Annotated in this window: 12 protein-coding genes; 11 read left to right on the forward strand and 1 reads right to left on the reverse strand. The window is 35.2% G+C overall.

Annotation, left to right across the window (positions count from 1 at the left end):
* The first annotated feature begins 27 nt into the window (after positions 1-27).
* The 10 genes from kdsA (at position 28) to QMO11_RS09580 (ending at position 10,790) form a co-directional block, all read left to right on the forward strand.
* Positions 28-852 (forward strand): 3-deoxy-8-phosphooctulonate synthase, encoded by an 825-nt coding sequence (kdsA, locus tag QMO11_RS09535; RefSeq protein ID WP_282037047.1) that lies wholly within the window; start codon positions 28-30, stop codon positions 850-852.
* A gap of 35 nt (positions 853-887) precedes the next feature.
* Positions 888-1,910 (forward strand): transaldolase family protein, encoded by a 1,023-nt coding sequence (locus QMO11_RS09540; RefSeq protein ID WP_068474231.1) that lies wholly within the window; start codon positions 888-890, stop codon positions 1,908-1,910.
* Between the two features lie 118 nt (positions 1,911-2,028).
* Entirely contained in the window at positions 2,029-3,210 is a 1,182-nt protein-coding gene (locus tag QMO11_RS09545) for a DegT/DnrJ/EryC1/StrS family aminotransferase (protein WP_282037048.1), read from the forward strand.
* 18 nt (positions 3,211-3,228) lie between these two features.
* Complete coding sequence (locus QMO11_RS09550) at positions 3,229-4,314, forward strand: iron-containing alcohol dehydrogenase family protein (protein ID WP_282037049.1); 1,086 nt, start codon at positions 3,229-3,231, stop codon at positions 4,312-4,314.
* Between the two features lie 83 nt (positions 4,315-4,397).
* Complete coding sequence (kdsB, locus tag QMO11_RS09555) at positions 4,398-5,159, forward strand: 3-deoxy-manno-octulosonate cytidylyltransferase (protein ID WP_282037050.1); 762 nt, start codon at positions 4,398-4,400, stop codon at positions 5,157-5,159.
* A gap of 83 nt (positions 5,160-5,242) precedes the next feature.
* Entirely contained in the window at positions 5,243-5,917 is a 675-nt protein-coding gene (locus tag QMO11_RS09560) for a hypothetical protein (RefSeq protein WP_282037051.1), read from the forward strand.
* A 140-nt stretch (positions 5,918-6,057) separates the two neighbouring features.
* Positions 6,058-6,414, forward strand: a complete 357-nt coding sequence (locus QMO11_RS09565; RefSeq protein ID WP_282037052.1) for a DUF6686 family protein — start codon at positions 6,058-6,060, stop codon at positions 6,412-6,414.
* A gap of 259 nt (positions 6,415-6,673) precedes the next feature.
* Complete coding sequence (gene pflB, locus QMO11_RS09570; protein WP_282037053.1) at positions 6,674-8,902, forward strand: formate C-acetyltransferase; 2,229 nt, start codon at positions 6,674-6,676, stop codon at positions 8,900-8,902.
* Between the two features lie 329 nt (positions 8,903-9,231).
* Positions 9,232-9,981, forward strand: coding sequence for a pyruvate formate-lyase-activating protein (gene pflA, locus QMO11_RS09575; protein ID WP_282037054.1), 750 nt, complete (start codon positions 9,232-9,234; stop codon positions 9,979-9,981).
* A gap of 23 nt (positions 9,982-10,004) precedes the next feature.
* The gene (locus QMO11_RS09580; protein ID WP_282037055.1) at positions 10,005-10,790 is read left to right on the forward strand and encodes a formate/nitrite transporter family protein; all 786 of its coding nucleotides are present in this window, start codon (positions 10,005-10,007) and stop codon (positions 10,788-10,790) included.
* A gap of 83 nt (positions 10,791-10,873) precedes the next feature.
* On the opposite strand, the gene QMO11_RS09585 is transcribed toward QMO11_RS09580, so the two are convergent.
* Positions 10,874-11,629, reverse strand: coding sequence for a carbohydrate-binding protein (locus tag QMO11_RS09585; RefSeq protein WP_282037056.1), 756 nt, complete (start codon positions 11,627-11,629; stop codon positions 10,874-10,876).
* A 637-nt stretch (positions 11,630-12,266) separates the two neighbouring features.
* Here QMO11_RS09585 and nifH point away from each other — a divergent pair.
* The gene (gene nifH / locus QMO11_RS09590; protein WP_068474205.1) at positions 12,267-13,091 is read left to right on the forward strand and encodes a nitrogenase iron protein; all 825 of its coding nucleotides are present in this window, start codon (positions 12,267-12,269) and stop codon (positions 13,089-13,091) included.
* Positions 13,092-13,151 lie beyond the last annotated feature (60 nt).

Genomic DNA, 13,151 nt, shown 5'->3' on the forward strand with positions numbered 1-13,151 from the left:
GAGTTTTAAAAAATCTCATTTATAAAAATGAAAAATATTAATATTGGCCAACAAAGCTTTGGCAAAGATCAGTTGTTTTTAATCTCAGGCCCATGTGTGGTTGAGGATGAATCAATCATGATGAAAACAGCTGAGAAGTTAAAAGAAATGGCAGAAAGATTAAATCTTCCTTTCATTTTTAAATCATCATATATTAAAGATAACCGTAGTTCAGTTGAGTTTTACCATGGTCCTGGTTTGCAGGAAGGTTTAAAAACTTTGGATAAAATCAAAAACGAATTTGACGTACCGGTTATTTCCGACGTTCACCAAGCTACAGAAATTAAAGCTGCTGCTGATGTATTAGATGTTATTCAGATACCAGCTTATTTATGTATGCAAACTTCATTGGTATCGGAGGCTGCAAAAACACAAAAGCCAATTAACATTAAGCATGGCCAGTTTTTAGCTCCTGAAAACATGATAAAACCAGTTCAGAAAGTAGAAAGTTTTGGTAACAAGCAAATTATGCTTACTGAGCGTGGATATACTTTTGGATACAATGATTTAATTGTTGACCCAAGAAGTTTTTATGAATTAAATCAAACAGGTTATCCTGTTATTTTTGATATTACACATTGTATCCGTAGATATGGTATTCCTAGTTCTGATCCGAATGGTGGAACACGTCAATATCTAGGGCCAATTGCACGTGCAGGTGTAGCTGCTGGTATCGATGGTATTTTCATTGAGGCACACCCTGAGCCTGCAAAAGCTTTATGCGATGCAGCAAGTCAATATCCTTTAGATCAGCTTGAGGAGTTTATGAAGCCATTAATTGAACTTCATAATATTGAAAAACAATACAGATAATCAAATAAGAAACATCATATTATACAAATATAGTTATGGAATTATATCTTGATTCGGCCGATATTAACGAAATCGAAGAAGCTTTTAAATTAGGTTTTATCGATGGTTTAACAACAACACCAACATTCATGCACCGTCATGGTATCACAGATATCGATGCTGCCATTGTAAAATTATCAAAAATGGTTCCTGTGCTTATGATTGAAGCATTAGGAGACACTGCTGAAGAAGTTGTTGCAGAAGCAAAACGTTTATTGGCTTTAGGTTTAGATAAAAAGAAAACCGTATTTAAAATCCCAGCATCTTTAGAAGCGGTTAAAGCATGTAAAATGCTTCGCGACGAAGATATGTTGGTAAACATCCACTTGGTATATAACTTGCAACAAGCTTATATGGCTATGGCTGCAGGAGCAACTTACGTTTGTGTATTAGTGGGTCGTATGCAAGATCAAGGTTATGATGCTTTATCATTAGTTGACAAATGTGTAGGTTTAGTAGAGCAGTACGGATATGATTCAAAAATCATGTTCTCTTCAGTTCGTTACCCTGAGCACATCAACAATGCTTTGGAATTAGGTGTTCAAAACATCACTATTCCATGGAAGATCATGAAAAACTTAAACAACAATAGTTTTACTGATTTAGGAACACAACAATTTGTGAACCATACTCGTCAGATGACTATGAAAGTTGGAGAGGCTGTTAGCCAAAAGAATCCTACCGTTACTTTAGATTGCAAAGTAACTGATGCTACTGTTGAAATGTCGAAGTTTGGAACAGGAGCTGTTTCGGTTGTAGATGCTCAAGGCAATTTAGCGGGTATTTTCACTGATGGTGATTTACGTAGAGGCATGACTGAGCAAGGTGAAAAAGTACTTTCAATGAAAATGTCTGACTTTGAAATGAAAGCACCTTTAGTTGTTGATATTGAAGATAAGCTTAATGTAGCTGTTGATTTATTTAAAGCTAAAGAAGTTGATAACTTAATTGCTGTATCTGCAAACAAACCAGTAGGTATGTTAGATATTCAAGACCTTGTTAAATTAGAGGTATTGTAATTATTAGCTCTTATTCTCGTTTACATTGATAAACGAAATCTTATACCAGCAACCATTGAGTAATCAATGGTTGTTGCGCATAACACCATTTTTGAATCATAATTAAACAATATATATTATGCCGGGTACAGAATTATTTGGTAAAGAAGAACGCGAACAAATTTTAGACGTTCTCGATAATGGAGTTCTATTTCGCTATAACCACGATGCTGATAGAAATGGCGTATGGAAAGCTAAAACTCTAGAGAAAGAATTTGCAGAATTTCATGGCTCAAAATATTGCCATTTAACATCAAGTGGTACTGCTGCCGATGCTGTTTCTTTAGCCGCTGTAGGTATTGGTGCTGAAGACGAAGTAATTTGTCCTCCATTTACTTTTATTGCCCCTGTTGAGGCAGTAATTAACTGTGGTGCAGTTCCTGTATTCGGTGAAATAGACGAAACACTTTGTTTAACAGCAAAGGGTATTGAAGATGCCATTACACCTCGCACAAAAGCTGTAATGCTTATCCATATGTTAGGTTCAATGGCTCAAATTGATGAGATTGTTGCGGTTTGTGAAAAGCATAACTTAATCTTAATTGAAGATACAGCGCAAGCTTTAGGTGGTTCTTTTAAAGGTCGTATGTTAGGTACTTTTGGTAAAGTAGCTTGTTACTCTTTCGACTTTTTTAAATTAATTACAGCAGGAGAAGGTGGAGCTGTTATCACTAACGATGAAGATGTTTATAACACAGCTCACATGTGGAGTGATCATGGACATAGCCATATTGGAGATAACCGTGGTGCTGAGGAGCATCCAATAATGGGTACTAATTATCGTATTAGTGAATTACATGCAGCCGTTGGTTTAGCGCAATTCCGTAAAATTGATACGATACTTGAGAATCAGCGTAGAAACAAAAAAGTTCTAAAAGATTATATCTCTAAGTTTTCTAAAGTAACTTTACATCCACTTCCTGATGAAGATGGTGATTCGGCTACATTCTTAAATATCTTTTTACCAACGCAAGAAGAAGCTGAAAAGGTAGCTGGTGAATTAGCTGCAGAAGGTGTTCCTTCAGCATACTGGTACCACAATAATTATCACTTTATTAAAAACTGGACTCACTTAAAGCAAAATAAATTTGCAGGAAAGGTGGCTATGCAATCGAACAAAAACACACCTGATTATGCTTCTTTAGAGATGCCACAATCAACAGATGTTGTAGGACGATTAGTATCTATTCAGATTAAAGTTCTTTATACTGAGGAGCAATTAAGAGCCATTTGTAACGCATTTGATAAAGTTTTAGGTTAATCATCAATTTATATTGAGATGTTATACGATTTTAGAAGTTTTGTAAATCCAGGTAAATATGCTTTCGGTAAAGGAAGTATCAACCACTTGGGTGAACTTATTGATAAGCAAAAAAACGAAAAGAATAATTGGTCGGTTTTTATTATCGATAATTATTTTAGTGGAAAACCTTTGATGAGTAAGATCCCATCTACTGAAGATGATTTAATTATTTGGATTGATACATCAGAGGAGCCAAAAACTACATTTGTTAATTCGTACCGCGATTTAATTTTAGCACACGACTCTAATTTACCTGCAACCATTGTTGGTATTGGTGGTGGAACTACTATGGATTATGCCAAAGCTGTAGGCTTAATGGTAACCAATCCTGGTGATTCGGCTGATTTTCAAGGTTTAGATTTAATCAAAAACGAAGGTATATACACCATCTGTGTACCAACAGTTTCTGGTACAGGTGCTGAGGTTTCAATGACGGCTGTTTTAAGTGGACCTGAAAAGAAATTAGGTATCAAATGTGATTATACCATTCCAAACGAAGTAGTTTTTGATCCTGAAATTTTAGCTTCTGTTCCAACAAACCAGCGCTTTTATACAGGTATGGATTGTTATATTCATAATGCAGAATCGTTAAACGGAACTTGGATTACCGAGATGGGTAAAGCATTTGCTGAAAAATCGAACGAGCTTTGTAAAGAAGTTTTCTTAAACAAAGATATGGATCGTTTGGTGGCAGATGAAAAAATGATGGTAGCTTCAATTATGGGCGGTAATAGTATTACTTATGCTCAGGTTGGTGTTTGCCATGCTTTATCGTACGGTTTAGCTGTTGTATTAAAAGTACATCATGGTGTTGGAAATTGTATTGTTTTCAATCAATTGGAGAAATATTATCCAAACGAATATAAAGAGTTTAAGGAAATGCAAACACTTCATGGTGTTACCATTCCTGAAGGAATAACAAAAGAGTGTACCGAAACTGAATTAGACCAAATGGTTGAAGTAAGTTGGGCACTTGAGCATATGTGGAATAATGCTTTTGGTCCTGAGTGGGAAAAGCATATTACCAAAGATATGATTAAGGATTTATTCCGTAAAATGTAATAAATTAGGCTAAAGCCTGAAGAATGAAGGCAGAAGTGTATAATCGCTTCTGCCTTCTGTCTTTAAACTAATTAACTAGTATTATGAATATAGTTGGAATTATTCCTAGTAGATATGCATCAAGTCGTTTGCCTGGTAAACCATTAGCCTTAATCGGCGATAAGTCAATGGTACAATGGGTATACGAAAACTGTAAAAAGGGTTTAGACGATGTTTTTGTGGCTACAGATGATCAACGAATAATTGATGCCGTTGAAGCTTTTGGAGGTAAAGCGGTAATGACAGCTGAAGATCATCAAAGTGGTACCGATAGATGTGCTGAAGCTGCTGAAGCTATCGAATTAAAATATGGATTAAAAGTTGATGTAGTCATTAATATTCAGGGTGATGAACCGTTTTTTGAGGCGCAACAGTTGGTTGATATTAAACAAGCTTTTGAGGATAAAACAGTTCAGTTGGCTACTTTAATTAAAAAGGCCGACTCAATTGATCAGGTTACTGATATTGGTGAAGCCAAAGTAATTTTAAACGAAAAGAACGATGCCATATTATTTAGTCGTTCTCCTATTCCTTTTATCCGTAACCACGTACAGTCTGAATGGTTAAAACATCACGATTTTTATTTGCATTTGGGTATTTATGCTTATCATATCGATGCGCTTAAAAAAATTGTGAAGCTCAAGCCCTCTTCTTTAGAGTTGGCAGAATCGCTTGAGCAATTGCGTTGGATTGAAAACGGAATTCCAGTACGTTGTGTTGTAACCGAAAATGATGAAACCATGTGTATAGACACAGAGGAAGATCTTATAAAAGCCAACGAATACGTAAAAACATTAAGTAAGTAAACCTTTGTAGATTTTGTATTGGAGCTATATTGTATAAGCATATAGTCTCTTATTTTAAATCATATATCTAAAGCATCATTAGCATGACTATACAACAACAGTTCGAAAATATCGGAGGCACATTCATCACTCCAGTGGATGAATTACAAGAAAAGCTTAAGAAGGTAAAAGCATTCATTTTTGATTGGGATGGTGTTTTTAACAATGGTTCAAAAGTAAGTGATGAGGGTAGTAACTTCTCTGAGATTGATGCCATGGGTATTAATATGGTTAAACTGAATTACTGGCTTAATAATGGCGTATTGCCACATACTTTTGTGGTAACTGGCGAAGAAAACCGTATTGCACAGTTTTTGGCAAAGCGCGAACGAATGAATGCTGTATTTCATCAATGTAAATTTAAAGTCAAAGCTTTAAAGCGTATCTGTAATGACTATAACTTGGAACCCGATGAAATTGCTTTTGTTTTTGATGATATTTTGGATGTTGAATTGGCACGTAGCTGTGGTGTTGCTTTTCAAATAAACAGAAAAGCAAACCCCCTATTCAATCAATTTTTGGTAGATAATAAGAGCTGTGATTATCGAACAGGAAGTGCTGGAGGTAATGGCGGTGTTCGTGAAATATCAGAAGTAGTTATTGGTTTAACCGGAGATATGAATAAAACCATTGAAACTCGTATTGAGTTTGTTACGGATTATACAAAATATTTGAACGATAGAAATAAAATTGAGACTATTTGCGAGCCTATGATCTAAGTGCTTACAAGGTGTAATAAAATATTTAGGCTTCTTCATTAATTTGAGGAAGCCTTTTTCTTTTAAAAACATAGTGGTTAAGCAGGATTTATCCTTAAACTATATGATTATCTAGTTGTTATCCTTAAAAATATATTTTTATGGATATTAAAACACTTCATGGACATATTTTTACTTGTAGCAATTGTAGTAAAATTCATTTTGAGTTTAATCAATTCAGTATGGATTTCTCAAATCTAGATATCGTTAAAGATTTTAAGAGTTATATAAATCAGATTAATGCTTTTAAGGAAGAAGATAAATTCAGGAACAACTCCTATATAAAGAAAATACAAATTCCTTTTCCTCGAACAAGTATAAAAATGGTACTATCCTCTATAGACCTTGAAGAATTGAAAATTCTGATTAGCACTTTTGTTAAAGATTATGAGCAAGAATTAGAAGAAAAAAAACTCCTTAAAAAACTTTCAAATATTGAAAAAAAGAACATGAATTAGCTTCAGATAAGGGTAGGTGCGCTTTTATATTATAACTTCAAATGTACTTTAACAAGTAATAAATCCTTTTATAAAACATGTTTTTTAAATTTTAACCTTTATTCACATTTAGGTATTTGCCTACCTAAACTGCCTGAAAGACATAAAAATACAAAATAAAACACTCAGAAGTCCTTTATTATTAAGCACAATCACAACAAGTTGGGATTTCACAAACCAATAATAAGCAGTACTTTTGCACAAAATTTAGATATCACTTATGGAATTACAAAAGTTCAAAGAAGGAAATTGGAATAAAGCCATCGATGTAAGAGACTTTGTTAAGTTAAACATCAATCCTTATACTGGAGATCATTCTTTCCTAAAAGGAGCTAGCAAGAAGACCCAAAAACTTTGGGACATTTGTTTAGCGGCTCTTAAAAAAGAGCGTGATAATAATGGTTTACTAGGTGTAGACACAGAAAGAGTTTCTACTGTAAATGCATTTCCCGCTGGATATATTGATAAAGACAATGAAGTAATTGTTGGTTTACAAACTGATGAATTACTGAAAAGATCTATGAAACCTTACGGTGGATTTAAAGTGGTTCAGAAAGCACTTTCTGAGCATGGCTTAAAACCATCTGCTATGGTTACTGAAGCATTTTCTAAATATACTAAAACTCATAACGATGGTGTATTTGATGCTTATACTTCTGAAATTAGAAAATTTAGATCACTAGGATTTTTAACTGGTTTGCCAGATAATTATGCTCGTGGTAGAATAATTGGTGATTACCGTCGTGTTGCTTTATACGGTATCAATACTTTAATTGAAACCAAAAAAGCAGACCTTGAGGCAATCACTGGTCCTATGACTGATGCTACTATTCGTTTACGCGAAGAAGTAACTGAGCAGTTAAGATCATTAGCTCAAATGATTGAAATGGGTAACGAGTATGGTTTAGACTTATCTCGTCCTGCTGAAAATGGTCAAGAAGCTGTACAGTGGACTTACATGGCTTATCTTGCTGCTGTAAAAGAGCAAGATGGTGCAGCAATGTCATTGGGTAGTGTTTCTTCATTCCTTGATATCTACATCAACCGAGATGTTGAAGCTGGTATTATTTCTGAAGAAGAAGCGCAAGAGTATATCGATCAATTCGTAATGAAATTACGTATGGTTCGTCACTTAAGAATGGAAGCATACGAGCAAATTTTTGCCGGTGATCCAACTTGGGTAACTGAGTCAATTGGTGGTATGTTAGTTGACGGACGTAGTAAAGTAACTAAAACTTCATTCCGTTTCTTAAACACGCTTTATAACTTAGGACCATCTCCTGAGCCAAATATTACTATTCTTTGGTCAAATAGTCTTCCTCAAGGATTTAAAGATTATTGTGCTAAAGTTTCTATTGATACTTCATCTATCCAATACGAGAATGACGACTTAATGCGTTGTAATCGCGATAGCGATGATTATGGTATTGCTTGTTGTGTATCTTTCCAAGAGTTAGGAAAGCATATCCAATTCTTTGGTGCTCGAACTAACTTAGCTAAAACGCTTTTATTAGCGCTTAACTCAGGTAAGTGTGAGAACACGGGTACACAAATGATTGATGGTGTACCATCGTTAACTGAAGATGAGTATTTAGATTACGATAAAGTAATGGCTAACTTTAATGTTGCCATGAAAGAAGTAGCTCGTGTTTACAATGAGTCGATGAACATCATCCACTACATGCACGATAAGTATTACTACGAAAAAGCACAAATGGCATTAATTGATACTAATCCAAGAATTAACTTGGCTTATGGTATCGCTGGTTTGTCAATTGTTGCCGATTCATTATCTGCAATTAAGCACGCAAAAGTGAAGCCTGTTCGTAATGAAGATGGTTTAACTGTTGATTTCCAAATTGAAGGTGATTTTCCTAAATATGGTAACGATGATGACCGTGTTGATATTATTGCACGTGATATTGTTGGTCACTTTAGCGATGAGCTTAAAAAATTAGCTGTTTACAAAGGTGCTAACCCAACATTATCAGTTCTTACAATTACATCGAACGTATCATACGGTAAAAAAACGGGTGCTACACCTGATGGTAGAGCTAAAGGTATTGCATTTGCTCCTGGAGCAAACCCAATGCACGGACGTGATACACACGGTGCTATTGCATCATTAAACTCAGTAGCTAAAATTAAGTACGAAGATTCTCAAGATGGTATTTCAAATACTTTCTCCATTGTTCCTAAATCTTTAGGTTCAAACGAAGAAGATCGTATCAATAACTTAGTGGCTGCTTTAGATGGTTACTTCGGTAAAAATGCACAGCACCTTAACGTGAATGTATTAAACCGCGAGTTATTAGAAGACGCTATGGCGCATCCAGAAGAGTATCCTCAGTTAACAATCCGTGTTTCGGGTTACGCAGTAAACTTCATCCGTTTATCTCGCGAACAGCAACAAGAGGTATTATCTCGTTCGTTCCACGATTCTATGTAATAAACATTGAATAGAGTATAATAAACATATAATGACCTGTTGATTTTCGAATCAACAGGTCTTACTGTATTATGAAATTTTGTAGGCGCCACGATAAGGTGGCCTTTTTTTAAATAGCTTTTGTTTTTAAGAAAGCTTTAGTAGGACTGGGAAGCTGAGAGCTGCGCTCGAAGATCACCCAGCCGCACTTAAGCTTTATTAAAATAAGAAAGTAATTTAAAAAGTAGCCTTGATGTTTTTTCCTTAGTTTTTTTCATCAAGAAAAAAAAGTAAGTCGGGTTTGGGCGAAGCGCCAATAGATCAGAAATAAATCTATAAAAAAAACTACTATGATTAAAGATACAGATACGCTCAACGTACATTCAATCGAATCATTCGGAACACACGATGGACCCGGAATTCGAATGGTGGTTTTTTTACAGGGATGTAACTTAAAATGCCTTTACTGCCATAATCCGGATACAATATCACGAAAAATAGCAGAGGAACAACCTGTTATTCAATTGGTAAAGCGAGCTGTTAATATGAAGTCCTACTTTGGTAAGTTAGGTGGAGTTACCGTTTCGGGTGGCGAGCCTTTACTACAAGCGAAATCACTTATTCCCTTTTTTAAAGCGCTTAAAGCGGAAGGAATTCATACCAATATTGATACCAATGGTTCGGTGTTAAATAGCAGTGCCAAAGAATTGATTGATAATTATGCCGATTTGTTGATGATTGATATCAAACATACCAACGAAGAAGGCTATCGCGCTTTAACAGGAGCCAAACAACTTGACCATGTATTAAAGTTAACGGAGCATCGCGAAAAATCGAAAAAGCCTTTTTGGTTGCGCTATGTTTTAATTCCAGGCATTACCGATAATCCAGAAGAGCTCGTTAAGCTTGGTGAAACCTTTAAGGATTACCAATATCTTGAGAAAATTGAGATTCAGCCTTACCACCATTTGGGTGTTCACAAGTGGGAGAGTTTAGGAGAAGAATATCAATTGAAGGACGCCAAAGAAAACACACCAGAACAAATTGAAAAAGTAAAGGATTTACTAACACCTTACTTCAAAGAGATTAAAATAAACTAGTACCTCAGAAAATAAACAAACAAATGAGTTTAAATACACCTCCTCAAATAATAGAGGTTGCCAGTAAAATGGCTATTGCCAAAGACAACTATTCCGCAAAAAAGATATTAACACTAAGTTTCCTAGGTGGAGCCTATATTGCCATTGGTGCAATGTTAGCCATTCTTTTAGGTGGTGGTGTTCCGGGTATTGCTGCTGAAAACCCAGGAATCTCAAAATTTTTATTAGGTGCTGCTTTCCCTGTTGGACTAATGATGGTAGTAATGGCGGGTGCAGAATTATTTACAGGCAATAATGCCTATTTTATTCCAAATGTATTAAGCGGGCGCCAAGCTTGGAATGCACCACTGCGTAATTGGGCATTAGTATATATTGGCAATTTTGTGGGATGTTTATTTGTGGCCTACTTTATTGCACATTTAACTGGAGTAATTAGCACTGAACCTTGGGGCGAGTATGCACAAAACATCGCGATAGCAAAAACATCAAATCCATTTTATAAAACATTGCTAAAAGGTATCGGAGCCAATTGGTTAGTATGTTTAGCGTTGTGGATGGGTATGTCGGCACAACACACAAGCGGAAAAATTATGGGTATTTGGTGGCCAGTAATGACTTTTGTGGCTTTAGGATTTGAGCACTCCATTGCTAATATGTTCTTTATTCCATTAGCTATGTTTGAAGGGGCTGATATTTCTTGGTATACCTTTATTGTGAAAAACCTGATACCAGCCACCATTGGTAATATCATTGGTGGAGCCTTCTTTGTAGGAACCATTTATTGGTATGCCTACGAAAAAACGAAATAGAAACTAAGATATTTATAAAAGCAAAAGCGACTCCAAGGGGTCGCTTTTGTTGTTTTTATATATCATGAATATTATCTGTTAGCTTATTTCTGAAGTGTAAGTTTGAAAGAATCTATGGCATGATAAGATGATCTTGGTGCAATTATTATGGTGTATTTACCAGGTTCATCGAAAGTAGCATATATGGAATGGAAGTTTCCATCAGAAGTTCCTGCTGTAAATTCCCATGTTGTCTTATTCATATATAACTTAAAAAATCCATTTCCATTTTCACCCTTTGGGTTGGGGGTTTTTCCTGATCCTTCAGGGTATACAATTGATGCATCTCTTTGAGCAAAGAAATCATCAGCATCGGGTAGCTTTAGCCAAGTGTCGTTGTGTTCGTCCCACTTATCTCCCTTTCCAATTTGCGATCTCCAGTTGAACTGATATGTTCCTGCTTTTGGCACATCTATTTCATACGAAAGTTGAGCTACACCACCCGGGTTTCCTTTCCAAAATAAATCAGGCCCTTCCCATATAATATAGCCATCACCAGTAAAGCCTTCTATGTCTGTTCTTAATTTCCAGTCTTCTACTAAATCGACTGTCTCAGCTTCAATAGTTATTATTACCGGTTCAAAGGGTTCTTGTGCATCATCGTCATCATCATCAGTTTCGTCATTGTCTTCAGTTCTATCGTCTTTATTATCGTCACCATTAGTTCCATCATCATCTTGTTGTTCACCATCATCTTGTTCAGTTTTGTCTGGTTCAGGTGTATCTTCTTCAGTACAAGAGTTCATGAAAGTGAAGATGAGAATTGCAGAAAGCAATAGTAAAAAATTGAGTTTTTTCATTGTAGATTGTTTTTAGATTATTTGATTGAATTTTAAACATAAATAAAATTGAGATATAATATATGATCCCAGAATTGGAAATAACGCTTTTGGTGCATATGCACCCTATATTGTATTGATTTTGTATCCGCACAAAAATTAAACTGCACGTTTTTTACTTCATGATAGGATTAGTGAACCTGTAAAATGCAATTTCTTAGTGAGGGAGTACACTATCTTTAAATTAGAAACTACTTTATTTTTTTATTCAATCCCCTTTAGTAAGAAGTTTAATTATAAATAGCCTCTTTTCTTAGGCTTAATTAGCTACTCCATTTCCGTACTTTTCCTACTCAATTGTAAGGGGATATTGCAAGATTTGTATGTAAGTAGCACATTACTAGGTTTGTATGTGTGTTTCTACACAAGTGCTCGTCAAAAGACTCCTTTCTACATATATGTAGGAAATAAACATCCTTAAAAAAGGCGTGCCAAAAAATGTGTTTGCGTGTAAGTTATTGATTGTGCGATCTTAACGTGATAATTCATTTGCTTCGAAAGCATGACTTTTCTCATTGTGGCACATCTTGTGAAATAAGATTTGGCACAAGACAATGAAATTATAACAATTAGTATAAACCCATTAATTCATTTAGAGATGAGAAAAGTAGCAATTTACGGAAAAGGCGGTATTGGTAAAAGTACAACTACACAAAACACAGTAGCAGGTTTAGTTGAATTAGGAAAAAATATTCTAGTAGTAGGATGTGACCCTAAAGCAGATTCAACACGTCTATTATTAGGTGGTTTAGCTCAGAAAACGGTTCTTGATACACTTCGTGAAGAAGGTGAAGATGTTGAGTTAGATGATGTTGTAAAACCAGGTTATGGTGGTGTTCGTTGTGTTGAGTCAGGTGGTCCTGAACCAGGTGTAGGATGTGCTGGTCGTGGTATTATTACTTCTATCAACCTATTAGAGCAATTAGGTGCTTGGGATGAGAAATACAAAACAGATTATACTTTTTACGATGTATTAGGTGATGTAGTTTGTGGTGGTTTCGCAATGCCAATTAGAGATGGTAAAGCAGAAGAAATTTACATTGTAGTATCAGGTGAAATGATGGCAATGTATGCTGCAAATAACATTTGTAAAGGTATCCAAAAGTATGCTCAAGCAGGTACTGTTCGTTTAGGTGGATTAATTTGTAACTCACGTAAAGTAGATAACGAAAGAGAAATGATTGAGGAGTTAGCTAAAAAATTAGGTTCTCAAATGGTTCACTTCGTACCTCGTGATAACATGGTTCAACAAGCTGAGATTCATAGAAAAACTGTTATCGAGTTTTCTCCAGAGCACAATCAAGCTGATGAGTATAGAGCTTTATCAAAAGCTATTGATTCAAATGAAATGTTCGTAATTCCAAATCCTTTAGAGATTGAAGAGCTAGAGAAGTTATTGATCGATTTTGGTATCGCAAACTAATCTATTTCGATAGTCAATTCATATCTGTCAGAATTAAATATTCATTTCAATTAGAGGCAA

Origin of the sequence: Saccharicrinis aurantiacus (assembly GCF_947489045.1) — a bacterium.
Taxonomy (GTDB): domain Bacteria; phylum Bacteroidota; class Bacteroidia; order Bacteroidales; family Marinilabiliaceae; genus Saccharicrinis; species Saccharicrinis aurantiacus.